At 65.4% G+C, this 24,434-nt stretch carries 18 protein-coding genes and 1 tRNA gene; 8 read left to right on the plus strand and 11 right to left on the minus strand.

The window, feature by feature from the left end:
* Nucleotides 1-87: 87 nt before the first annotated feature.
* From C6A82_RS16835 to C6A82_RS16845, 3 genes are all read right to left on the minus strand, one after another.
* A complete protein-coding gene (locus C6A82_RS16835; protein ID WP_105347778.1) occupies nucleotides 88-480 on the minus strand; it encodes a nuclear transport factor 2 family protein in 393 nt (130 codons plus the stop codon).
* Between the two features lie 561 nt (nucleotides 481-1,041).
* A complete protein-coding gene (locus C6A82_RS16840; RefSeq protein WP_105347810.1) occupies nucleotides 1,042-2,586 on the minus strand; it encodes an adenylate/guanylate cyclase domain-containing protein in 1,545 nt (514 codons plus the stop codon).
* 107 nt (nucleotides 2,587-2,693) lie between these two features.
* Nucleotides 2,694-3,221: a hypothetical protein gene (locus tag C6A82_RS16845; protein ID WP_105347780.1), complete on the minus strand. Its 528-nt coding sequence runs from the start codon at nucleotides 3,219-3,221 to the stop codon at nucleotides 2,694-2,696.
* 67 nt (nucleotides 3,222-3,288) lie between these two features.
* Between C6A82_RS16845 and C6A82_RS26985 the strand changes: the two genes are divergently transcribed.
* Nucleotides 3,289-3,465, plus strand: a complete 177-nt coding sequence (locus tag C6A82_RS26985) for a limonene-1,2-epoxide hydrolase family protein (protein ID WP_396836819.1) — start codon at nucleotides 3,289-3,291, stop codon at nucleotides 3,463-3,465.
* Nucleotides 3,466-3,654: 189 nt separating this feature from the next.
* Nucleotides 3,655-4,155 carry a hypothetical protein gene (locus C6A82_RS16850; RefSeq protein WP_142406031.1) on the plus strand — a complete coding sequence of 167 codons (501 nt, stop codon included), beginning with the start codon at nucleotides 3,655-3,657 and terminating at the stop codon, nucleotides 4,153-4,155.
* Nucleotides 4,156-4,464: 309 nt separating this feature from the next.
* Here the strand turns inward: C6A82_RS16850 and C6A82_RS16855 are convergent.
* A tRNA-Asn gene (locus C6A82_RS16855) sits at nucleotides 4,465-4,537 on the minus strand.
* A 146-nt stretch (nucleotides 4,538-4,683) separates the two neighbouring features.
* Here C6A82_RS16855 and C6A82_RS16860 point away from each other — a divergent pair.
* On the plus strand, nucleotides 4,684-4,941 hold the full coding sequence (locus C6A82_RS16860; RefSeq protein ID WP_105347785.1) for a hypothetical protein: 258 nt from the start codon (nucleotides 4,684-4,686) through the stop codon (nucleotides 4,939-4,941).
* Here the strand turns inward: C6A82_RS16860 and C6A82_RS16865 are convergent.
* The 3 genes from C6A82_RS16865 to C6A82_RS16875 all read right to left on the minus strand — a co-directional run bounded on the left by C6A82_RS16865 (nucleotide 4,938) and on the right by C6A82_RS16875 (nucleotide 8,439).
* On the minus strand, nucleotides 4,938-5,198 hold the full coding sequence (locus C6A82_RS16865; RefSeq protein ID WP_311101391.1) for a hypothetical protein: 261 nt from the start codon (nucleotides 5,196-5,198) through the stop codon (nucleotides 4,938-4,940). The genes C6A82_RS16860 and C6A82_RS16865 overlap by 4 nt on opposite strands.
* Before the next feature lie 81 nt (nucleotides 5,199-5,279).
* Nucleotides 5,280-7,178, minus strand: a complete 1,899-nt coding sequence (gene dnaG, locus C6A82_RS16870; protein ID WP_105347786.1) for a DNA primase — start codon at nucleotides 7,176-7,178, stop codon at nucleotides 5,280-5,282.
* Between the two features lie 4 nt (nucleotides 7,179-7,182).
* A complete protein-coding gene (locus C6A82_RS16875; protein ID WP_105347788.1) occupies nucleotides 7,183-8,439 on the minus strand; it encodes a deoxyguanosinetriphosphate triphosphohydrolase in 1,257 nt (418 codons plus the stop codon).
* A 78-nt stretch (nucleotides 8,440-8,517) separates the two neighbouring features.
* Here C6A82_RS16875 and C6A82_RS16880 point away from each other — a divergent pair, with 78 nt between their 5' ends.
* Nucleotides 8,518-10,500 carry a TPM domain-containing protein gene (locus C6A82_RS16880; protein WP_105347790.1) on the plus strand — a complete coding sequence of 661 codons (1,983 nt, stop codon included), beginning with the start codon at nucleotides 8,518-8,520 and terminating at the stop codon, nucleotides 10,498-10,500.
* 19 nt (nucleotides 10,501-10,519) lie between these two features.
* Here the strand turns inward: C6A82_RS16880 and C6A82_RS16885 are convergent, their stop codons facing one another.
* The gene (locus C6A82_RS16885; protein WP_199193909.1) at nucleotides 10,520-11,971 is read right to left on the minus strand and encodes a glycine--tRNA ligase; all 1,452 of its coding nucleotides are present in this window, start codon (nucleotides 11,969-11,971) and stop codon (nucleotides 10,520-10,522) included.
* Nucleotides 11,972-12,002: 31 nt separating this feature from the next.
* Here C6A82_RS16885 and C6A82_RS16890 point away from each other — a divergent pair, with 31 nt between their 5' ends.
* Nucleotides 12,003-12,392, plus strand: a complete 390-nt coding sequence (locus C6A82_RS16890; protein ID WP_233217095.1) for a metalloregulator ArsR/SmtB family transcription factor — start codon at nucleotides 12,003-12,005, stop codon at nucleotides 12,390-12,392.
* A complete protein-coding gene (locus C6A82_RS16895; protein ID WP_105347793.1) occupies nucleotides 12,389-12,781 on the plus strand; it encodes a Fur family transcriptional regulator in 393 nt (130 codons plus the stop codon). Before C6A82_RS16890 ends, C6A82_RS16895 begins: the two co-directional genes overlap by 4 nt.
* On the opposite strand, the gene C6A82_RS16900 is transcribed toward C6A82_RS16895, so the two are convergent.
* Genes C6A82_RS16900 through recO form a run of 3 tightly spaced genes read right to left on the minus strand, consistent with a single transcriptional unit; the run spans nucleotide 12,778 to nucleotide 14,868 of the window.
* Nucleotides 12,778-13,182 (minus strand): hypothetical protein, encoded by a 405-nt coding sequence (locus C6A82_RS16900; RefSeq protein ID WP_105347794.1) that lies wholly within the window; start codon nucleotides 13,180-13,182, stop codon nucleotides 12,778-12,780. The genes C6A82_RS16895 and C6A82_RS16900 overlap by 4 nt on opposite strands.
* A complete protein-coding gene (locus C6A82_RS16905) occupies nucleotides 13,182-14,072 on the minus strand; it encodes a decaprenyl diphosphate synthase (RefSeq protein WP_233217096.1) in 891 nt (296 codons plus the stop codon). The genes C6A82_RS16900 and C6A82_RS16905 overlap by 1 nt, the downstream gene beginning before the upstream one ends.
* Nucleotides 14,011-14,868 (minus strand): DNA repair protein RecO, encoded by an 858-nt coding sequence (gene recO / locus C6A82_RS16910; protein ID WP_105347815.1) that lies wholly within the window; start codon nucleotides 14,866-14,868, stop codon nucleotides 14,011-14,013. Before recO ends, C6A82_RS16905 begins: the two co-directional genes overlap by 62 nt.
* A 64-nt stretch (nucleotides 14,869-14,932) precedes the next feature.
* On the opposite strand from recO, the gene C6A82_RS16915 reads away from it, so the two are divergent.
* Both C6A82_RS16915 and C6A82_RS16920 read left to right on the plus strand, forming a co-directional pair.
* Nucleotides 14,933-16,372 (plus strand): amidase, encoded by a 1,440-nt coding sequence (locus C6A82_RS16915; RefSeq protein WP_199193910.1) that lies wholly within the window; start codon nucleotides 14,933-14,935, stop codon nucleotides 16,370-16,372.
* 142 nt (nucleotides 16,373-16,514) lie between these two features.
* Complete coding sequence (locus C6A82_RS16920) at nucleotides 16,515-24,434, plus strand: BTAD domain-containing putative transcriptional regulator (RefSeq protein WP_105347799.1); 7,920 nt, start codon at nucleotides 16,515-16,517, stop codon at nucleotides 24,432-24,434.

A 24,434-nucleotide genomic window follows, 5' to 3' on the forward strand; every position in this document is an offset into this window, starting at 1 on the left:
TTCGACGGTTTGGAGATTCTGCGGGTCCGCAAACAAGAAGCAGGCGCCATCGGTAGATGACGCCTGCTCGCGTGAGTGGTGATTCGATCAGCCTGCGGCGAGTTCCTTCTTGCCGTAGACCTTCTCCATCAACGCCGTGTCGCCGTGCATTTCGGCGCGGACTGTCTTGCCGTTGCGGATGGTGAACACGTCCGCGTCCTCGCCGGTCTGGCCGTCAACGGTCACGTCGGTGATGGCGACGACAGTGTCGCCCTCAGCAATGAGCCGCTTCAGATTCACGCTCATCGACCTCTCGGCCAACCGACCCATGTACTCCATGACTTCGGCCTTGCCGTGGAATGTGCCGCTGACCGCGCTTGCGCCCGGCTGCACCCATTCCACGTCATCGTCGAAGAGATCCATCACTGTTTCAACATCACCAGCAGAGAAGGCTTCGTAACCCCTCTTGATGAGTTCCTTGTTGTTTTCCTGCTCGGACACTGGAGACCCCCTTCGTGTGCATCCGATATTCCGGCCGCGGGTGAAGTGGCCGGTCCGGGGGAACCGCACGAGGCGCAACTCCCGGGTCAGTCAGACCGTTCGCCGCCGCATACATTGTCGCCCGTTCGGTCGCGGATCAGACGGATTAGCACTACGAATATCGGCGCTGTTGCGCACGCAAGGAACTCTTAGGGGAACCTTGCCGCCGGACCGTTGCTCGCATGGGGCTGAACTCATTCCCCGGGCGACAGGTATTGGACCACCCACGCCTACGAACCGAAGCGCGCGCAAACTATTAGCCATGACTGAACGCGACGGCTACGACGAGAAGCCTCACGGCGCATCTGACAGCGCCGAGTTGAACATGTTCCGGTTGCAGTCTCTGGTCAGTCAGCGCCGGCTTGCGGTGCAACTGACGACCCAACTACTGCAGGCGGTGCACGACTCGGCCAAGCGAATAATCAAGCGACGTTGCGGCTTCGGTCATTCTGCCGCCAGCTCGGTCCGGAATCAGAAGCCGTCCCGCGAGGCATCTCCGAGCGCGCTGACTCCGGCAGCTGGTCAGTTGCGGCTGGAGGCCGGGGCGAGGCGGGCTACCCCGCGCAGGATCCACGGTGTGCGCCTGGCTATCACCGCCACGGCGCGGTCCGTTCGGCGCATGGCGGTGCGAGGGCCAGGGGTGGGTGTTGATACCAGTTCGGCCTCGGCCGAGCCCGCCCGCGCGCCGTGGCGATCGACCGCCAACAGTTGCCAGCTGCCGGGTACACCCCGCAACTCGACGATGCCGCGATCCTCGAAACCCGTGCCCGAGCCGACGACCAGGTCACGCACGGTTCGGGAAACCAGGATTTCTCCGGCGCCGGCCTGGTCGACGATGCGCGCTGCGATGTGTATTGCGATCCCGGCGATACCGTTGTCGAGTAGCTCGCACTCGCCGGTGTGAATGCCGGCGCGGATCTCGATGCCCAGTGTCTGGGCTTCAGCATGTACGGCCTCGGCGCAGCGGATGGCCTGCGTCGGGCCGTCGAAGGTGATTAGGTGACCATCGCCGGTGCTCTCCACCACCGTGCCCCCGAAGTGTTCCGCGCGGTCGACGGTGATCTCGTCAAACCGGTGCAGCACCGCCCGCCACCGCTCATCGCCTGTGGCCGCAAGGTGCGCGGTTGAGGCGACGATGTCGGTGAACAACACGGTGCGCAGGGCGCGCCGTGACGGCGACGGCGCGGCGTGGCTGCCGGTGAGGAACTCCTCCAACTCGGTGAGGACCCTGTCGGGGTCGGCGAACCAGGGCACGTGGTCCCTGCCGGCGACTTCGAGTAACCGAGCGCCGGGGATGTGGTCGGCCAGATACCGGCCCTCTTGCACTGGAATGACTTCGTCGCGGCCATGGATGACCAGGGTGGGGGTGTTGATCGTCGCCAGGATCGGCCGCACGTCGATCCGGAACGCCGCTTCGAGCGCCGCGCGCGCCATCCCCGGGCTGGCGCTCATGCGCTCCACCATTCCGAGCTGGCGCGTCGACGAACGCACTGAGGGCAGAAGAGCTTTCAGTGCCGCACCGCTGCCCCAGGCCGAGCCCGCGGCGCGCAGCCATGCCTGCCAGCGGGCGAGCTGCTGCACCGAGGGCGTGTACTCCTCGCCTAGCTCGGCAAGGACGCGCGCGCGCAGCTCGGCCGGATCGCGGTTGAGGTCGTCCCATCCCTCGAACCCGAAGTACGAGAAGCTGCCGGTCAAGATCAACGCCCGCGTTCGCTCTGGTCGTGTCGCCGCGAACACGATGGCAGCGGCGCCACCCTCGCTGCCACTAAAAATCGCCGCTCTTTCGAAACCGACGGCGTCCATGACGGCCTCGATCTCGGCGGCCCGGTCATCCAGCGTGCGGACCCGCGGGACCGGGTCCGACAGGCCGACGCCGGCCTTATCGAACAGCAGGACGCGACAAAACGTCGCGAGCCGCTCGAAGAAAGCAACGAATTCGGGCACAGCCCAGCTCAACTCGAGGTTGCTGACGAACGATCCCGCGAACACGAGGTCCACGGGCCCGGCGCCGAACACCTGATACGCCACGCTGAGGCCGCCGCATGACGCGTACGACGTTTCCGGCACGGCATTGAGCGTAGCGACGCCGGGCGTCACCACTCGCGACTTTGACGCAGTTGCGTGCCGCTAGGGCCTATCGCCCCGCGAGCGCAACCAGATAGCCGAGTTAAGGACTAATGGGGCGTGGTGTTTTCCGTGAGATTGACTGTTGCCGCGGACGGCTGCTTGCCTGCGTCAGTCTCCCCCGCCGCCGCACCCCCGCCGCCGCCGTGGCAGTCTCCGCCGTGGCAGTCTCCGCCGCTACCGCCGCTGTCACCCCAGCCAATATGCCCAATGCAGTAAGTGGCGCCCATTGTGCCGGCCGTTCCGGCCGCCCAGACGCTGCGGCGCCTTTTGGCACGACGCTGATGACGGTAATCCCCGACGACTTCTCGTTCCGGGGCGTCCTGCACGGCGCGCTGAACCAGGGCGGCGAGATCATCAGCCCCAACAACCGGGCGCGGGGCTTCTGCCGCGTCGCCATTGCCGTCCAGCGACACCTGGGCTTTGGGCCGAAGGTCCGTAATCTGGCGACGGAATCCATCCTCAGGGATTGCATCCCTGTGAGGGCGGATCCGGTTGCGCCGCACCCGCCGGACCACCGCTGTGGTCATCAGAACGATCACCAGCGAAAAGCCAACCACGACAAGCGCGGCACTCATAGGCAAAGATTACGCCCTATAACTCCCGCCAGGTACACCTTGTGCACGTGACGGCCAAGGGCAACGGATTCGCGGAAACCACGAGATCCTTTATCTTGCAACGGCGGGCGATGTCGTGCTGATGGAGCGCATCGATCACTGGATCATCGATTGGAAGTCGTTAGCGATACCGCACATGGGGGTCTGCGAGGTGAAGGACCAACAAATTACCGCCTGCCGTGAGTACTTCACCCCCACCCAGTGACTCCTAAGACCGCGGCACCCAGCGCAGCGGTTGGGCGCAACGCCACTACAGCCCACGCGACAGCAAGTTGCACCCAAATTGCAGATGTGCGCCTCACCTCGGGGATCCGCCCACCTCGCTGTTGCTAGGTTTGCAATACTTCGTTCATTAGGGGCGCCTATCCACGCCACCGCTTAACGGGGGAGGGTCATGAAAAGCCGCCGTGCAGCAAATGCCACGTCGACCATCGCATTCCTTGTTGCGCTGGCACTGCCGATGCCAGCCGGGTTCAGCTACAAGGCGGCAGCCGAAACCAATACAACCCTAGGTTTCTTCACCCACGACACCCAGCAAACGAGTTTGGACCTCGGTCCTGCGGGGCCAAGCCCAGGAGACCAGCTCGTCTTCTCGGGCGAGGTGTTCAACGAGCCGGGAGGAATCAGACTCGGCCGACTTGCAGGCCAAGTCACCACGTTGAGTGGAGACCTCACCGCAGGCGAGGTCTTGTTCGCCTGCACCTTTGTACTCGATGGCGGGCAGATCGCAATACAAGTCTTGGCCGACAGTGCTGCTCTGCTGGGTCGAGGCGAGACTCTCCCCCTGTTAATCCTGGGCGGCACAGGAATCTATACGGGTGCCCGCGGCGATGGCACCATCCAGGTGCCCAATCAAACCGATGCGAACTTCGTTCTGAATGTAGTCAGCCCATAATGACGCTTCGGTACTTCGGTACAACGCGGGTGCGCGAGGAGATTAGGGACCGCCTGGACACTGGCTGATCTGCACGGCCCGGCCACCCGAGGTCCTCTAAAAGCTCGAACGGTGCACTTAAGTCTTTGATCTGGCGCAGGCCGCGACGGTACTGCGGCGAAGCAAGGGTGTAGTAGTCGCACATTCCTTGGCTCGAATGAAGCGACACCCTTGGACTCCTGTAGACCAGGCGCCTGCGTCAGATAGCACGTGTATAGCACGCGGGGGTTGGCGAGAATCTCAAAGGGAGCTGACCTGCCGTTAGACCTGCTCCCCCGGGTGGACTCGAACCACCAACCCTTCGGTTAACAGCCGAATGCTCTGCCAATTGAGCTACAGGGGATTGCCCGGCCCGCCGGTTCCTCCGCGGACCGAGGGTTGACTTTAGCCTACGGTCGGGCAGGCCCGCCAATGGTCTCCCGGCCCGGCGGGCACCCCCATCCGTGAGGCAGGATGGAGCCTGTCGCACCATCGTCTGGGAGGGGCCCTGTGTTCGGGTATGTCGCCGTATTGGCCGTCGGCTATGTGTTGGGTACGAAGGCGGGCCGGCGCCGATATGAGCAGATCGCGGGTACTTATCGCGCTGTCACCGAAAGCCCGGCGGCCAAGGCCGTGATCACGGCGGGTCGCCGCAAGATAGCCGATCGGGTCTCACCCGATCCGGAGATGGTGACGCTGACGCAGATCGATACCGAAACCGACGTACTGAGGCCGCAGCCTGCGCCGACGGCCGACAGGCGTCGCTAGCGGAGGGGGCCGGTGTACGTCTGACCCGGCAGCAGCCCCCGGTTCTGGTAGTTGTTGGGCCCGTAGATGCCCCACGGCGTGCCGCCGCTGGTCGTGCCATTGGAGTAGGACAGGCACTTGCCGTCCTCCTGGTTCCCGAACCAGGCCAGGCATTCGCCCGGATATGCCTGGTAGGTCTGAGGCTCGGAGGCCGAGATCGCGGTCGCGGCGATGACCGGCGCAGCCGCGGCAGCCGCGAATGCACTGAGGGCGATCACCCGACGAGTCTTCTTCGAAGCCACCGAATTGCCTTTCACCAGAGGTCTTAAGGTGTCTACACCATATCTTGTGGCCGCTGATCACGCAGTAAGGTCGTCGCCACTGGCCTGTTCCAGCAGGCTGCGGCGATAGGCCTCCATTGCGACCAGGTCGCCGAACAGCGCGTGGTACTCGTCGCCCTGCTCCACCGGCGACATCCGCTGAAGCCTGGATTTCACCTCTGCGATCCGGCGGCCGACGGCCACTTCCTGCAGTCGCGCGAGCACTCCACCGATGTAGCGCGGCAGCCTCTCGTCGTCCTCGACCCTTATCGACTCCACGCCGAGCTCGGTGACGAGGCTCGCAGCGGCATCCGATCCCGTGTGCTGGCGGACCGCCTCGATCCACTCGGCTCCCTTGGCGCCCGCGGTGGTGCCGCCCGCAGCGGTGATGGCGGCCCGCACCGCGGCGTATCCCGGGTGCGTGAAAGTCTCGACCGACAGAGCGTCGAACACCGGTCCGGCGATTGCGGCGTACTGCAGTGCGGACTTCAACGCCTCCCGCTGCGGCCACAGCGTCGGATCCCGCGGGTCGGGCCGGGCGACGGCAGCAGCGGCAGACTTGGCGGGTCGACCGGCCCTGCTGGCTTGCGCAGACGCCTGCCTGCCGCCCTTGGCTTGGTCGCGGACCCTGCCCACCACCTGGGCCACGTCGTCCCAGCCGACCCAGCCGGCCAGCTGGCGGGCGTACTCGTCGCGCAGCGTCGGGTCTTTGATCTGCGCCACCATCGGCACGCAGCGCCGCAGCGCGGACACCCTGCCGTCGGCGTTCTCGAGGTCGTGGTCGGCAAGGGCGGTCCGAATTGCGAACTCGAACAACGGAGTTCGCCGTGCCACCAGGTCGCGCAGGGCGCCGTCACCGAATTTCAGACGCAGGTCGCACGGGTCCATGCCGTCGGAGGCGACGGCGACGAACGACTGGCCCGCCAGGTTCTGCTCGCCGTCGAGCGCCTTGACAGCCGCCGCCCGCCCTGCCGCGTCGCCGTCGAACACGTAGATGAGCTCGCCGCGAAAGAAATTGTCGTCCATCATGAGTCGGCGCAGCATCGCGAGGTGCTCGTCGCCGAACGCGGTTCCGCAGGAGGCCACCGCGGTGGTCACCCCCGCCAGATGCATCGCCATCACGTCGGTGTAGCCCTCGACGACGACGGCTTGGTGGCCCTTGGCGATATCCCGTTTGGCATGATCGAGGCCGAAGAGCACCGACGACTTCTTGTACAGCACGGTCTCGGGTGTGTTGACGTATTTCGCCTGGTTCTGGTCGTCTTCAAAAAGCCTACGGGCGCCGAACCCGATGACCTCGCCGCTGGACACCCGGATGGGCCACAGCAGCCTGCGATGGAAGCGGTCCATCGGGCCACGCTTGCCCTCCCGCGACAGCCCGGCGGCCTCGAGCTCTTTGAACTCGAAGCCCTTGCGCAGCAGGTGTTTCGTCAACGTGTCCCAACCCGACGGGGCGAATCCACAGCCGAAATGAGCCGCGGCCTGCGCGTCGAAGTTGCGGTCGAGCAGATACTGACGCGCGGGCGCGGCCTCGTCAGACTTCAACGTTTCCGCGTAGAACTCCTGGGCGGCGGCGTTGGCCGCGAGCAACCGGCTGCGGCTTCCCCGGTCGCGCTGCACGCTGGTCGCGGCTCCGGTATAGGTGACGGTGTAGCCGACGCGATCGGCGAGCAGTTCGACCGCCTCGACGAAGTTCACGTGCTCGATCTTCTGCATGAACGCGTAAACATCGCCACCCTCGCCGCAGCCGAAGCAGTGGAAGTGGCCGTGGTTGGGCCGAACGTGGAAGGACGGCGACTTCTCGTCGTGGAACGGGCACAGTCCCTTCAGCGAGTCGGCCCCCGCGCGCCGCAGCTGAACATAGTCGCCGACCAAGTCTTCGATCCGCACGCGTTCACGAATGGCTGCGATATCGCGATCAGGGATACGGCCGGCCACCGAATCAGTCTAGAGCCGGTTCCAGGCGCTCCAATCGGCCTTCGGTGAACGATGCAATCTGGTCGATGACCACGCGTAGCCGGCCGCCGTCATCGGCGGCCGCGTTGAACGCTGGCACGAAGATCGGATCGAGCGAGGCCGGCGCACCCGCCAACAACCAGTCGGCCACGCGGCGGATCCGCTCGCGCTGGCGGGCCTGGAGTTCCAGATGCCGCGGATCAGACATGATGAACTGCAGCGCGAGCACCTTCAGCACCGATACCTCGGCGCGAACAAGTTCGGGTACACGCAGGTCGACGGCGTATCGAACGAGCGGGCCCGGCCCTGCCTCCGCCCTGGTCGCGGCGATCGCCGCGGATGCGAACCGTCCGACCAGCTCGCTGGTCAGCTTCTTCAACTCGACGGAAGCGGCCAGTGTCGCGTCGTATTTGCCGACCGCGGCGACCACCGGCAGCTCGGAGAGCCGCACGGCCGCGTACACCAGATCGTCGGCGGACAGGCCGCCGCCCATTCCGTGGGACTCCCCCAGCCGTCCCAGTTCGGCAGCCGCGTCGTCGTCGGCAAGGACCCGCATGTCGATCCGGCCCGACACCACTCCGTCCTCGACGTCGTGCACCGAGTAGGCGACGTCGTCGGCCCAGTCCATCACCTGGGCCTCCAGGCAGGGACGGGAGTCCGGCGCGGCGTCCCTCATCCAGTCCGCTGCGGCCATGTCGTCGCGATAGAAACCGAACTTGCTGCGCTGCGGACTCCGCTGCCACGGGTACTTGGTGACGGCGTCCAGCGCCGCACGGGTCAGGTTCAGCCCGGCGCTGTGGTCTTGCGGGTCAAGCACTTTCGGCTCGAGGCGCGTCAGGATGCGGAAGTTCTGGGCATTGCCCTCGAAGCCGCCGTACGCATCGGAGATCTCGTTCAGCGCTCGCTCGCCGTTGTGTCCGTACGGCGGATGGCCGATGTCGTGGGCCAGCCCGGCCATATCGACGAGGTCGGGGTCGCAGCCGAGCCCGATCGCCATCCCCCGGCCTATCTGTGCGACCTCGAGCGAATGGGTCAGCCGGGTGCGCGGGGTGTCGTTCAGCCGCGGGCCGACCACCTGCGTCTTGTCAGCCAGTCGCCGCAACGCCGCGCAGTGCAGCACCCTGGCCCTGTCACGGGCGAAATCGGTGCGGTGTTCGGAGTCCGTCCCCGGCAACGCGGCAATCTTCGGCGATTCGACCACCAGGCGCTGCCGGTCGAATTCGTCGTACGCGTCTTTGATCATGGCCACCGACGCATAGTCTGCCAGGAGTCTTGGCCGGTACCGGACGTCTCGGTGTGGGCGCGCACTACATTGGCGATCATGCGCATCGCCCGCTTGCTCAGCCTGATCCTCGCGATTCTGGCCACCGGTGTGCTGTTGGCACCGACCGCAGGCAGCACGCCACCGTTCCGGTTGCCCGGCTACGTCACCGACCAGGCTGGTGTCCTAAACGGCGCCGACCGCAGCAACGTCACGTCGGCGATCGACTCGCTGTATTCGAGTCGCAAGACCCGATTGTGGGTGGTTTACGTCGACTCGTTTTCCGGCCAGAGCGCCGAAACGTGGGCACGCAACACAATGAGGGCGAGCGATCTGGGTGATTTCGACGCACTGCTGGCGGTGGCAACCGTCGATCGGGCGTATGCCTTTCTAGTTCCCGAAAGCGCCACCGAACTGAGTTCCAGCAGGCTGGATAATGTGCGACGCAACGGGATTGAGCCAGCACTCGGCCAAACCGATTGGGCCGGCGCCGCGGTGGCAGCGGCTAGCGGGCTCGACGAGTCGCCCGGCAGCATTTCGTGGGTCGGTTTGCTCGTGGCACTCGCGGTGATCGGGCTGGCGCTCGCTTTACTGCTGCTGTGGCGGCGGCGACGCCGTCGCAAGCGTCGAGAAGCCGAGTTCGCCGCAGCGCGCCGGGTCGACCCCACAGACCCGCAGGCATTGGCTGCGGTTTCCGTCGATGCGCTCGACGACATGTCCAAAGCAATGGTCGTCGAAGTCGACAACGCCCTGCGCACCAGCGAGCATGAACTGGACCTTGCCCTCGGCGAGTTCGGTGAGAAAGAGACCGAGCCGTTCGTGCGTGCGGTGAACAACGCGAAAATCACCTTGGCGCAGGCGTTCAATGTGCGCCAGCAGCTCGACGACGCCATCCCTGAGACGCCGGCTCAGCGGCGGGATCTGTTAACTCGAGTCGTGGTCGCCGCCGCCAAAGCCGACCGGGAGCTGGACGCCCGCAGCGAGGCGTTCGCGAAACTGCGGGATCTGGTTATCAATGCGCCGACACGGCTGGACGCGCTGACGCAACAGGTCGTCGACATCACCGCCCGGCTTGGCCCGTCAGAGCAGAAGCTCACGGCGCTGCACAGTGAATTCGATGACACCGCATTGACTTCCGTCAGTGGAAACGTGGACGCGGCGAAGGAACTACTGGGCTTCGCCGACCAAAACATCACCCGCGGCCGGGAACTGGCCGACCGGCCGATGGCGGGCCGCCAGACCGAACTGGTCGAGTGCGTTCGAGCGGCCGAGGCCTCTCTCGCTCAGGCCCGCTCGCTGCTCGATGCCGTGGACAGTGCGGCCAGCGACATCCGGCGGGCGGCCGCCACCTTGCCCGCCGCAATCGAGGACATTCAGAACGGAATCAAGCAGGCCGGTGTCCTCTTGCACCAAGGGTCGACGCCGCAGGCAGCGCAACTGGCCCAGGCGCGTGACGCCGCGGCGGCGGCGGTGGCCACCGCCCAGCGCAACGGATCTCAAGATCCGCTGGGGTCGTTCACCCAACTGACCAAGGCCGACGCGGATCTGGACCGGCTGCTGGCCGACGTGGAACAGAAACGTGAGGCGGCCGAACGGCTGACCCGGGCGCTCGACGAGGCGTTGTTCACAGCACGGTCGCGGGTGCGTTCGGTGTCCGATTTCATCGACACCCGGCGGGGCATCGTCGGTCCGGAGGCGCGTACGCGTCTTGCCGAGGCCGTCCGGCACATCGGCGCCGCAGATGCCAAGCGGTCGACCGATCCGGTCGAGGCCATCGCGCACGCCAATGGCGCGTCGATGCTGGCAGCACAGGCCCAGTCGTTGGCCAGCGCCGACGTGCAGAACGCGCAACGTTCGTACATGGGTCCCTATGGCGGCGGAGGCGGCGGCGGCAATATGGGTGCCATCCTCGGAGGCATCCTGATCGGCAACGTCCTGAGCGGCGGCTTCGGCGGCGGTTTCGGCGGCGGCGGTTTCAGCACCGGCTCGTTCGGCGGCTCCGGCGGAGGCGGCGGCATGTTGGGAGGCGGCGGCCGCTTCTAGGATCGATCGCGGTGCTTCGTCAGCTGCCTTTGAGCCGCACAGCCAGGTAGTCGCTCACGGCGTCGAGCGCGATGCGCTCCTGCGACATCGCATCGCGTTCGCGGATGGTGACGGCGTGGTCGTCGAGCGTGTCGAAGTCGACCGTCACGCAGAACGGCGTGCCGATCTCGTCCTGACGCCGATACCGTCGCCCGATCGCGCCTGCGTCGTCGAACTCGACGTTCCACGACCTGCGCAGCTCGGCGGCCAGAACGCGGGCCTTGGGCGACAGGTCCTCATTCCGCGACAGCGGCAGCACCGCCGCCTTGACCGGGGCAAGCCGCGGGTCGAGGCGCAGCACGGTGCGCTTGTCCACCCCGCCTTTGGCGTTGGGTGCCTCGTCCTCGGAGTACGCGTCGACGAGGAATGCCATGAACGACCGCGTCAGGCCCGCCGCCGGCTCGATGACGTATGGCACGTATCGGGTGTCGCTGGCCTGGTCGTAGAACGACAAATCGACGCCGGAATGCTCTGAATGCGTTGACAAGTCGAAATTGGTCCGGTTGGCGACACCCTCGAGCTCACCCCACGGATTGCCCTGGAAGCCGAACTTGTACTCGATGTCGACCGTGCGGTCCGAGTAGTGCGACAGCTTCTCCTTGGGATGCTCGAAGAGCCGCAGGTTGTCGCGGGTGATTCCGAGGTCGACGTACCACTCGAGACGCGTGTCGATCCAGTACTGATGCCATTCCGGCGCCGAATCGGGTTCGACGAAGAATTCCATCTCCATCTGCTCGAACTCGCGAGTGCGGAAGATGAAGTTGCCCGGCGTGATCTCGTTGCGAAAGCTCTTGCCGATCTGGCCGATACCGAACGGCGGCTTCCTGCGGGACGTCGTGACGACGTTGGCGAAGTTGACGAAGATGCCCTGCGCGGTCTCCGGCCGCAGATAGTGCAGGCCGTCCTCGGTCTCGATCGGGCCGAGGTAGGTCTTGAGCATCATGTTGAAGTCGCGCGGTTCGGTCCACTGCCCCTTGGTGCCGCAATCCGGGCACACGATCTCCGACATCGGCACGGAGTCGGGATCGACTGTGACACCGTCCTTCTTCGCCTGCTTCTCGCTGTACGCCTCCTGCATGTGGTCCTGCCGATGCCGTTTGTGGCAGTTGAGGCACTCCACCAGCGGGTCGTTGAACACCTCGACGTGTCCCGAAGCCACCCACACTTCCCGCGGCAGGATGATGGCGCTGTCGAGACCGACGACGTCGTCGCGGCTGGTGACCACGGACCGCCACCACTGGCGCTTGATGTTCTCCTTGAGCTCGACGCCCAAAGGGCCGTAGTCCCAAGCGGACTTGGTGCCGCCATAGATTTCGCCGGACTGGTAGACCAGACCACGGCGCTTGGCCAGGTTCGCAACGGTGTCGATGATGGACGCCACGGGTGCCAAGCCTAACGATGACCCGAGCGGGTCTTCCGACGCCGTTGACATGCGTGATCACGCATGTATCGTGGCCGGCATAATGGAAACGGTTTCCACCTTCGATCGCGCACGCGAGGAACAGAAAAATCCCCGGCAGGTCGACGACCACCACCAGCACAGCGACTCGCCGCTGCCTGATCTGCCACCCCGCGACGTCCTCGACACCGCAGGCGACCTGCTGCGCGCACTCGCAGCGCCGGTGCGGATCGCGATCGTGCTGCAATTGCGGGAGTCGTCGCGCTGCGTGCACGAACTCGTCGACGCGCTAGGAGTACCCCAGCCTCTGGTGAGCCAGCATCTGCGCATCCTCAAGGCGGCGGGCGTGGTCGCGGGCGAGCGCTCCGGCCGGGAAGTGCTCTACCGCCTCGTCGATCACCACCTCGCACACATCGTCGTCGCCGCCGTGACACACGCTGGGGAGGACGAGTGAACGGCGTGCGCGCCACCAAGCAGCGTGCGGCGATATCGGCGCTGCTCGAAAAGCTCGACGACTTCCGCTCCGCCCAGGATCTGCATGACGAACTTCGCCGCCGAGGCGAGGGCATCGGGCTGACCACCGTGTACCGCACACTGCAGTCGATGGCCACCGCGGGTCTGGTCGACACGTTGCGCACCGACACCGGCGAATCGGTTTACCGGCGCTGCTCCGACCATCACCACCATCATCTGGTGTGCCGGGTGTGCGGTTGCACGGTCGAGGTGCAGGGCGGCCAGGTGGAGACGTGGGCCGCCGATGTCGCCCGGGAGCACGGCTTCTCCGACGTGAGCCACACCATCGAGATCTTCGGTGTGTGCGGCGGTTGCACGCCGGGTGACTAGGCACCGGTGTCGCCGACCAATTCCGCGCGCACATCGACGCCCGTGCTGAGCACCATCATGATCAGCGTCCGCAACGCGTCGTCGGTCAGGCCTGCCGCCGGGAAGTTGTAACGCAGCGTGACGTCGCCGACGCCACCGCCTGCCACCTGCTCCGCCAGCGACACGGTACCCAGCACGGTGTCGTGCGCGAGCTGCGCCACCTTCGCGCGAACTTCGTTGTCCAGCTGTAGATCCCACGCCAGAATCTGCGTCAGCGAAATCATCTCGAGGTCGTCGGCGATCGCCACCACCCGCAGCGAGGCGAACGTGTGGTCGTGGTGAACGGTCAACGCGCCGTCGTCTTCCTCCTCGACCGGCAGCGCACCGTCGAGCGCCATCCGCAGCCGGCCGGCGAGGGACATCAGGCGCGGCCGAATCTGCGGTTGCGGTTCACGTACTCCTCGCACGCCGCCCAAAGGTCTCGACGGTCGTAGTCTGGCCACAACTTGTCCTGAAAGACATACTCGGCGTAAGCCGCCTGCCACAGCAGGAAGTTGCTCGCCCGCTGCTCCCCCGACGTCCTGATGAACAGGTCGACGTCAGGGATGTCGGAGCGGTGCAGGTGTTTGGCGAATGCCGCCTCGCTGATCCGGCTGGGATTGACCTTGCCGTCGACGGCCTCCTGCGCGAGCTCTCGTGCGGCCTCGACGATTTCCGTGCGGCCGCCGTAATTCACGCAGTAGTTGATGGTGATGACGTCGTTGCCGACCGTCATCTGTTCGGCGATGTCGAACTCCTTGATGACGCTGCGCCACATCCGCGGCCGCGAGCCGACCCAACGCATGCGCACACCCATGTCGTTGAGGTTCTCCCGCCGACGCCGGACGACCTCGCGGTTGAACCCCATCAGAAAGCGGACCTCTTCGGTGCTGCGCTTCCAGTTCTCCGTGGAGAAGGCGTAAACCGTCAAGTGCTTGATGCCGATTTCAATGGCGCCGCAAGTGATGTCGATCAACACCGCCTCACCCATCTTGTGGCCCTCGGTGCGGCCCAGGCCGCGCTGGGTGGCCCAGCGGCCGTTGCCGTCCATCACGACGGCGACGTGCTGAGGTACCTGGTCGGCCGGAATCTGGGGTGCGGCGGCCTTCGATGTGTGTTGTGGCGGCCTGGCGAACCTGCCGTTGCTGCGCTGCGGCAACTCAGGAAAGACGACCGGCCAGCTCGACTTGTCGGGAAAGGTCGGATAGTCGTCAGGCGCCGGAGGCAGCTGGGGGTACGTGGTCTTGGCCGCCCGCTGGCCCTTCCGAATCACCGCCACGGGTGCCATCCTGCCCGAACAGCGCAACGCGGTGCTCGGCGACCGCGCGATCAACCCGGTACACGCGCTCGACCAGCGGCAACGTTCGGAGCTGACGTTCCAGATGCCACTGCAGATGCGCAGCAACCAGCCCGCTGGCCTGGTTGCGGTGCGACTGCTGCGATGCCTGGGCGGCGTCCCAGTCCCCGTCGTAGAGCGCCGACATCAGGTCGACCACCGCCTGCGGCGGGGTGGTCGATCCGGACGGTCTGCAATGCATGCACACACTGCCACCCGCCGCGATGTGGAACGCGCGGTGCGGTCCTGGCGTGGCGCAGCGGGCACACTCGGTGAGCGCGGGTGCCCATCCCGCGATTCCCATGGCCCGCAGCAGATACGCGTCCAGCACGAGTTCCCATGGACGGCTGTTGTCGGCCACCGCCCGCAATGCACCGACCGTCAGCCGGTGAAGGGAGGGCACTGGCGCGTGCTCCTCGCCCGCCAGCCGTTCCGCGGTCTCCAACACCGCACACGCACAGGTGTAGCGGCCGTAGTCGCTGACGATGTCGGCGGCGAACGCGTCGATGGCCTGCACCTGGGTGACGATGTCGAGATTGCGGCCGTGGTGCAGTTGGACGTCGATGTGCGCGAACGGCTCCAGCCGGGATCCAAACTTGCTGCGGGTGCGCCGGACTCCCTTGGCCACCGCACGGACCAACCCGTGGTCGCGGGTGAGCAGGGTGACGATCCGGTCGGCCTCGCCGAGCTTGTGCTGGCGAAGCACCACCGCGCGATCGCGGTACAGGCGCATCAACCCAGTTTCCCATCGTGTTCTGACACGGCCGGTAGGCAGCGCCGGGATATTGTCGAAATTGATGGCTGATACGACCATGTCTCCCGCTGTGACCACGCCCAAGGCGCCTCTACCGACGCTGACCGGCCAGCTGTACCGGCTGGCCAGCGGCAGTGTGACGTCGGTCGAACTCGTGCAGCAGTCGCTCCACGCCATCGAGGCCAGCCAGCCGACCCTCAACGCGTTCCGGGTGGTGCTTCGCAAGCAGGCGCTGGCCGACGCAGCGCGAGCAGACCGCAGGCGGGCCGCCGGAGACCGCTCGCCTCTGTTGGGAATCCCGATCGCCGTCAAGGACGACGTCGACATGGCGGGTGCGCCGACGATGTTCGGCGCTGCGGGTCGGGTCCGCACGGCAGTAGCCGACGCCGAAGTCGTGCGCAGGCTGCGCACCGCGGGTGCGGTCATCGTCGGCAAGACCAACACCTGCGAGCTCGGCCAGTGGCCGTTTACTAGCGGGCCGGCATTCGGACACACGCGAAACCCGTGGTCGCGCAATCACACTCCCGGTGGGTCCTCGGGCGGCAGCGCAGCGGCCGTGGCCGCCGGTCTCGTCACCGCCGCGATCGGATCCGACGGCGCAGGCAGCGTACGCATCCCGGCGGCCTGGACACATCTTGTCGGCATCAAGCCGCAGCGGGGACGCATCTCAACGTGGCCGCTGCCGGAGGCGTTCAACGGCATCACCGTGAACGGTGTACTGGCCCGCACCGTCACCGATGCGGCCCTGCTGCTCGACGCCGCGTCGGGAAACGTCGACGGCGATCTCCACAAGCCTGCTCCGATACAGGCGGCAGAGGCAGTGGGCCGGGCACCGGGCCCGTTGCGGATCGCACTGTCGACGAAGTTCCCCTTCAACTTCTTCCGCCCCAAGCTGGATCCGGACATCCGCGACGCGCTGCACACCGTCAGCCAACAGCTCACCGAACTGGGGCACACGATCGTCGCCGCCGATCCCGACTACGGAGTCGGGATGTCGTGGAATTTCTTGTCTCGATCGACGGCGGGGTTGTTGGACTGGGCGGACCGGCTCGGCAGCGACGTCGAATTCGACCGGCGCACCGTCGAGAACCTACGGATGGGACGGCTGCTGTCGGAGAACGTGTTGCGCAAGGCGCGGGCCAGGGAAGCCGCGACCCAGCGCCGCGTCGGCTACATCTTCAACATCGTCGACGTGATCCTCGCGCCGACCACCGCCTTGCCGCCGCCGGCCGTGCACCATTTCGACACGCGCAGCGGCCTGTCCACCGATCGGGCGATGATCCGCGCCTGCCCCGCGACGTGGCCGTGGAATCTGCTCGGCTGGCCGTCGATCAACGTCCCCGCCGGCTTCACGTCGCAGGGATTACCGATCGGCGTGCAATTAATGGGTCCCGCCGACAGCGAGCCGCTGCTGATCTCGCTTGCCGCCGAGCTAGAGGCGGTGAACGGCTGGGTGACCAAACAGCCGCAGCCGTGGTGGTAGCGATTTCGGCGCGCTCACATGCGCTCAGCGTCGATTAGCGCGCCGAAATCACTCAGAAGCCGGCTGAGGGATACCTTTACTCCGCCTTGACCATGCGTTGATTCGCGTTCGTGACGATGGCAACGTGACTACGCTTCAACAGGTGGAGCTGGGCGTTCTCGGGCCCGTGCAGGTCAGGCAGTACGGCCTGCCGGTCGCGATACCCGGCGCCAAACCACGCGCGATCCTCAGCATGCTCGGGCTGCACGGCGGATCGGTGGTGTCAGCCGAAGCGCTCGTCGAACTCCTGTGGGGCGATGACCCGCCGCGCACCGCCGCCAAAGCCATGCAGACCCACATCTCCGCATTGCGTCGCGCGCTCGGCGACGGCTTCGTGTTGACAGAGGGCACGGGCTGGACCCTGAGCACCGCCGAGATCGACGCCACCCGGTACAAGTCAGCCGCTCAACACGGCCGCGATGCCATCGCCACCGGAGATGCCAGACAGGCGGTGACCCATTTCGACGAGGCGCTGGCCCTCTGGCGCGGCATTCCCGAACTACCGGACGGGCGGCGTGGAGTTTCAGAGAAGACCCGCTGGATCGAGGGTCACGCCGCGCTCGTTGACGACCGGGCCGACGCGCTGCTGGCGACAGGTCGTGCCGCTGAGATCATTGGCGAGCTTGAGGCCGCCATCGCTGATTCCCCGCTACGCGAAAGACGTTGGGGTCATCTGATGCTCGCGCTATACCGGGCAGGCAGACAAGGCGAAGCCCTCGGCGCTTACCAAAGGGCCCGATCGCTGCTCGCCGAGGAGCTGGGCGTCGATCCAGGCCCAGATCTGCGGAGGCTCGAATCCGCGATCGTGGCCCACGATGTTTCTCTGGAACTGCCTGTATCGCATGAATTTTCGGCAGTCACACGCGCCGTGACATTCCTACTCACCGATATCGAAGGATCGACTGCCGCGTGGGAGGCGGATCCGGACGCGATGGCCGCGGCGCTCGCACGTCACGACGAGATCGTCGAACAGGTCGTGACGTTCCGCGGAGGACGGCTCATCAAGACTCGCGGCGAGGGCGACGCGACGTTCTCGGTCTTCGACCGGCCGTCCGCGGCGGCCGCCGCCGCCATCGAGCTTCAGGAAGCGATCCGACGGGAGCCGTGGCCGTTGGCGGATCCGATGCGCATCCGGGTTGCTCTGCACACCGGCGAGGTGGAGTTCCGCGACGGCGACTACTTCGGGAGGGCAGTCAACCGGGTCGCACGCCTGAGGTCGCTGGCCGTAGGCGGTCAGATCCTGTGCTCGGGCGCGACTGCCGAACTCGTGATCGACACACTCGCAGACGATGTCGCGCTGACGGACTTGGGGATGCGTCAGCTGAAGAACCTCCCGCGCCCTGAGCATGTATTCGAACTTCGCATCGAGGCCCAAGAGTCCCGCACCCCCACCATCGATTCGCCGGTGGAGCGTCCCTCACTTCCCACCGTGCTGGCTGATTCCGGACCGTTCTTCGGGCGTGGTCGTGAACTCGAGCGCCTGCTGGCCACATGGCAGACCACGCAGGTCGCGGGCAGCCACGCCGTGTTGATCTCCGGCGAACCGGGTGTGGGTAAGACGCGGCTCGCCGGGGAGTGGTCTCGCCAGGCATACGAACAGGGCGCCATCGTCCTCTACGGTCGTTGCGACGAGGATCTCGGCGCGCCGTATCAACCGTTCTCAGAGGCGCTGCGGTCACTGGTGCCGGGCTTCGGGACCAGCAGGTTGCGCGGGATTCGCGGCATCGAAGCGCTGATACCTCTGGTGCCGGAGCTGACCGAGGTACTACCGGAACTGGCGGCGCCGCCCCGAGCCGACCCGGGCACCGAGCGTTACGCACTTTTCGACGCGGTCGGTGCACTGCTCGGCACCGCCGCCTCCAGTGCACCCGTGATCCTGGTCCTCGACGACCTGCATTGGGCGGCTAAGCCGACGCTGCTGTTGTTGCGGCATCTCCTCCGCTTCGGCGAGCACACGCGCATTCAGATTGTCGGCACATACCGCAGTACTGATCTCGACCGCTCGCACCCGCTCGCGGCCATGCTCGCCGATCTTCACCGCGACGGTTCGGTCAGTCGCCTCACACTCGGCGGCCTTGACGAAAACGACGTCACCGCTTACGTCGCCGATGCCGGCTACGACGATGAAGAGCTTGCTCGCGCATTGGCCTCAGTCACCGGTGGCAATCCGTTCTTCCTCATCGAGGCACTCCGTCACGTCGATGAGAGCGATGGCCGCTGGGATCCAACGACCCTACCGCAGGGTGTTCGGGAAGCCGTGAGTCGCAGGCTTTCCCGGCTTTCAGCGGAGACGAACACGGCGCTCGCAACCGCCGCCGTCGTGGGAAGTCGGTTCGAGCTGGCGCTGGTCGAGCGCGTGGTCGGTCACGACCTCGTCGATGCGTTCGACGAATCGGCCAAGGCGGGCATCGTGATCGAAGAGCCCGGCGGTCGCTACCGGTTCAACCACGCAATCGTTCGGCAGTCGCTGTTGGCCGAGCTTGCATCCGTCCGGCGCATGCGCCTCCATCACCGCATAGCAACGACTTTGGAGTCCGAATCGGCTGGCGACGACGAACTTCTGGCCGAACTGGCCTACCACTACTTCGAATGCGCGTGGGCGGGAAATGCGGCCAAGGCGGTCGATTACTGCAGGCGTGCGGCCGACCAGGCGATGGCGCGCCTGGCTTACGAGGGGGCCGCCGACCTCTACAACAAGGCCGTTCACGCACTCGAAGACCTCGACGCCGAGCTACCCGACCGCGACGATCAGCGGGCGGAACTGCTAGTCGCTCGCTGTGAGGCGCTTCTGGCCGCAGGCGATGTCGTTGCCGCGGAGGGCGCTGTCTCTCAATTACTGGCTGCAGCTCATTTCGGTCGGCTTGCGGCGTGGGGCGCGTGCTTCGACGGTCAGCTGTCGATGCTCACGGATCCGGAGCGGTTGGACGAAATCGAGTCCGCGGTGGCGGACGCCGCCGCGAGTTTGGCGCAGTTCGAGGATGCCGCGGGTGAGGCGAAAGCTCACACCGTCCGCGCCGGCGTCCTGGCCCGGCTCGGCCGAATCGGGGATGCCGAGACCGCCCTGGATCAGGCGTTGACGGCAGCGCGGCGAGCGCGCGACCACCGCCGTGTCAACGCCGTGCTGGCCGGGGCACCCCTCGCTGCGCTGTGGGGGCCTAACCCGGTCCCTCGCGCAGGCGGACGGTGTCTTGATGTCGTTCGCCTGCTGCGTATTACGACCGGCTCACCGGTCGTCGAGGCAACATCGACGAGGTGTCAGGGAGTGCTCGACGCGTTTCGCGGGCGTGCGTCCGCGGGGCGCCAGCTGATCGAGTCCGCCCGACGATCACTCACCGAACTCGGTATGCGGCACGCCTTGCTCGAGGTTGACCAATTCGCAGGCATCGTTGAGTCTGTCGCTGACGATCCCGCGGCCGCAGAGCCACTCCTTCGCCGGGCGTACAACGGCTTTCGGCGCATGGGCCTCGAAGCGGACACGGCGGAGACCGCCGCGTTGTTGGCGCGGGTATGCCTGGCACTCGACAGAGATACCGAGGCCGACGAATTATGCACCGAAAGTGAGCGTCTCGCCGGGCACGCGTTGAAGGCTGCGATCTCCTGGCGGACGGTCCGGGCGCAACTCCTGGCGCGCGGCGGTGCCCACGACGACGCTCGAAGGATCGCTGAGGAAGCTGTGGCCATTGCTGAGCGCACCGACCTGTTGGTCGATCACGGTGACGCCTGCCTTGCGCTGGCGATCGTGTCGGGGGCCGCCGCGGATTCCGAGGGACAGCGCGTCGCCGCCGAAAAGGCAGTCGCACTATACGAGTCGAAAGGCGCTGTGGCGCTTGCCGCAAAGGCGCGCAGCCTCGTCGGTGGCAGTGCCGCGTCAACCCCAGCAGAACCTGAATCGCCGGCGCTTGAGGTGAGTCCGAACTTGCGAGCTGCTATTGGGCAGATGACTGCCGCCATCAACCGCGAGGCCTGGGACGAAGTGGAGCGGCTGCTAGCCCCACAGATCTTGCTCGAGAGTCGCCGCAAGATCGTCGGCTTCCCACCGAAACACTTCTCGCCGACGCAGTGGTCACTTGAGATGAGGCGCTACTTCGAAGTGGGCATCGACCTGGTGCGTGGTGGCCTCGTTGCCGTGCGTGGCGAGCGTTTGGCGCTCGGACGATTGGAGATGTGCACTGTCGATCCCAGTTCCGGCGCGCCGAAGGACGAGGTGCTCGAATTGCTCGGCATCGACCAAAGCGGTCGAGTCGCATTGCAGTTGTTATTCGATATCGAAGACATCGACGCTGCAACGGCGGAACTCGACGCCCAGTACGCGCTCGAAGAGCAAGAACCTCCGGCCGCGATCATCGAAGCTGAAAACTCCTGCGTGCGCGCCGTTCGCCACATGGAGTCGGCTTGGCGTAACGAGGACTGGGAGGCCGGCAAGCTGGTCGCCCCGCGTGTCCACGTCGAGAATCGTAGGAAGATTGTCGGCGTCACACGGGGCGAGCTCTCGTCAGACGAGTGGATAACCGCGGCAAGACAGTTTCGTGAGCCAGGCATGGTGCAGCACCGCAGTTCCGTGGCCGCGGTCCGAGCCGAGCGTTTAGCTCTCACCAGAGTGCAAGTCAGCACGGTTGATAAAACCGCTGGTGCGCCGCAAGACGAAATGCTCATCCTCTACGGCATCGATGACCGCGGGCGAATCGCGCTGCAGGTGACCTTTGATGCCGACGACTTCGACGCTGCGATCGCAGAACTCGACGCCCAGCACCAGCGGCTCGAGGAGCAACCGCCGAGAGCGCCGTTGGAGTCGTTGGAGCTGGAGAATGCGGCAAGCCGTGTGCTGGATCGCTTCCAAGCGAGCTTCGCTGCGCAGAACTGGTCAGGCATGACCGACATGCTGACGGTCGACCATTACAGCGACGATCGTCGGCCGATTATCGGCGCGGGAATACGGCGCGGTCGCGAATCCCAGATCGAAGATCTCCAAGGAATGAGCGCGGAGTCGTGGACACTGACTCCCGACGTCATCGCCATTCGGGGAGAGCGCCTTCTCCTTTATCGCGGCCGGGTGTCAGGGCACGACCAGCGGGCGGATGCACTTCATTGGGAGCTGCTCGTCATCGTCGAGATCGACGCCGAGGAACGAATCGCAGCGTGGCTAGTGTTCGAACCTGACGACAGCGAAGCGGCCTTCGCCGAACTGGACGCCCGTTATCTCGCAGGCGAAGCCGCGCCTCACGCACGCACGTGGTCGGCCATTGTCAATGCCAGCCAAATGTTCAACCGACGTGAAATGTTCCAGACGACCGCGAACTGGATCAACGTCGATCACCGACGTGTGACAGCTTTCGAGTCCGGGGAACAGGCCGCTTACGTCCGGGCGACATGGGGCATCGCGCCAGATGTCAACCATCGCATCGTCGCCGTGCACCGTTTGAGCGATTTCGGCACCGTCTTCACCCAGGCGGAAAGCGTGACCTCGGGCGAACAGTTCGAGGCGGAATGGCGTGAAATCGTCCTTCTCAGCGTCGACGGCGAGGCGCTCAGCCGCTGCGAGATCTTCGACGAGACAGACCTTCGGGCCGCGATCACGAAATTCGACGAACTCGAGGCGCGAGTGCTGGCATTGCAGAACTCCGCAACGCGAGCACGCATTCGGATGGCCGATGCCTTCAACCGCCGCGATCTTGACAGCTTCGTGAATCTAATTGCCTCAGATGGAGGCTACGAGGATCTGCACAAGGGGTCGCGCGACCAGGCTTCAGTGCTTCGCGAGGTCGCGCGCAGGGTGTTCGAAGCGCCGACGTCATGGCGGCAGGAGATCGAGGCCATCGCTACGAGGGGTTCGCGCGTCGGACTGATGCGTGAGCGATTCCGTGACGTCGAGAAAGTCGACCGGCCGATTACGGCCGAGTCGTTGACGCTCATCGAAGTCGGCGGCGATGACCTGGTGCGCTGTGCGGTAATCTTCGACCCCGACGACATCGACGCTGCCTTCGCAGAACTGGACGCACGGTACCTCGCCGGTGAAGCCGCTGAGTACGCGCAGACGTGGTCGACCATTGCGCGATCAACGGCGATGTTCAACCAGCGCCAAATCCCCGCCGGTACCGACGACTTCGTCAGCATCGACCACCGCAAAGGAACAGCGTTCGTTCCTGGCGAGCTGACCGGCTACCTCCGTGCCACATACGATCTCACGCCCCAAGCGAGCATGTACATCGAGGCCGTGCATCGAGTGAGCAAGATCGGCGCCGTCTTCGTCAATACGGCCCGTGGCATCTCACACGACGGCTTTGCCGCAGAATGGCGAGTGCTCAACCTTGTGACGGTGTCGGGCGACCTGCTCAGCCGCTACGAAGTATTCGATGAGGCAGACCTTGATGCGGCGCTCGCGAGCTTCGACGAGCTCACGCCGTCTGCGCCGCAACTCGAGAATGCGGCGACCCGTCTTCTTACACCGATCATCGATGCTTACAACCGCCGCGACCTGGATGCCTATCTCGCGGTTTTCGGCGCAGACGCGCGGTTCGACGACAGACGCAAAGTCCTGCGCAGTAGCGGTCCCGTGTACTCATCTTTTGCGCGCGAACTGTTATCGGTGCCCCCTGCGAGTTGGCGGGTGGAGTTCCAACCGATCGCCATCAGGGGCAACCTCTTGGCGCTGAGCCGTTGCAATTTCTTCGATGCTGACGAGGCGGACCGAACTACCGTTCTCGAGGTGCTCGCGATAACGGAAGTCGATGACGACGAACTAGTAAGCGGGCTCTGGCTTTTCGATCCCGAGGACATGGATACCGCCATCGCGGAACTCGATGCCCGCTACGCCGCAGGCGAAGCCGCCGCCTACGCGCACACGTGGTCGCTGGTAACCGAGACGTACGCCGGGTTCAACCGCCGCGAGTTGCTTGCGACGGCGCCAGACTGGTCGAGCGTCGATCACCGTCGCGGTATAACCTCGGCGCAGCTCGATGTAATCGGCTACGCCCATGCGGCGTGGGACGTCACCCCCGACGTCAGGGCCTCGATCGAGAAGGTGCATCGGCTGAGCGATGTCGGGGCGGTCGTCACGGCCCCTTCCTATGGCACGTCGCGAGACGGGTTCCCCGCGGCGCGGCGGGAAATCCACCTTCTGACGTTTGAAGGCAACCTGGGCAAGCAGTTTGACTTCTTCGACGAGGACGACCTGGACGCGGCGCTTGCGCAATTCGATGAACTCAATAGGCAGGCGCCGCCACTCGAGAACGCTGCGACTCGGCTTGACCAGTCCGTGATGGCCGCGTTCAATCGCCGCGACCTGAAAGGTTATCTCGGCGCGGTCGACGCAGAGGCGCGATACGACGACCGGCGCAGAGGCCTTCGCAATGAGGGTCCCATAGATGCGGCATTCGTGGGCGGGGTGCTGTCCGATGCACCCCAGAGCTGGCGTCTGGCGTTTGAACCGATCGCCATCCGAGGACACCACTTGGCGCTGAGTCGGCACATCTACCGCGACGCCAGCGAGGCCGACCGGCCGATCGTCGTGCAAGCTCTGGTGCTCACTGAGGTCAGGGACCAACTGGTTAATGGCATAGTCGTGTTCGACACGGACGACGTCGACGCCGCTTTTGCAGAACTCGACGCCCGATATCTAGCCGGCGAAGCCGCCCCGCACGCTCAGACGTGGTCAAGCATCACTCGCTCCGTTGCCGGGTTCAACAACCATGAACTTCCGTCCACCGCGCTCGAATGGATCGACCGGCGTCGGCTTGTAGGAAGCGGGACCACCAGCAATCTCACCGAAACAACACAAGCCGCGTGGGACATAACTTTGGATATCCGCACGCGCGTGCAGGCGGTTCACAGGCTGAATGACGGCGGAGCCGTTATCACGCAATCGACCTGCGGGACTTCGCAAGAGGGGTTCGACTTCGAGTTGCGGGTAGTCGACGTATTCACCCTCGTTGGTGGCACGATGAACCGCTGCGAGATGTTCGATGAAGCCGACATCGACGCGGCACTCACCCGGTTCGACGAACTCAACCGTAGCGACGAAGGCTGA

Source organism: Mycobacterium sp. ITM-2016-00318 (assembly GCF_002968285.2).
GTDB lineage: Bacteria > Actinomycetota > Actinomycetes > Mycobacteriales > Mycobacteriaceae > Mycobacterium.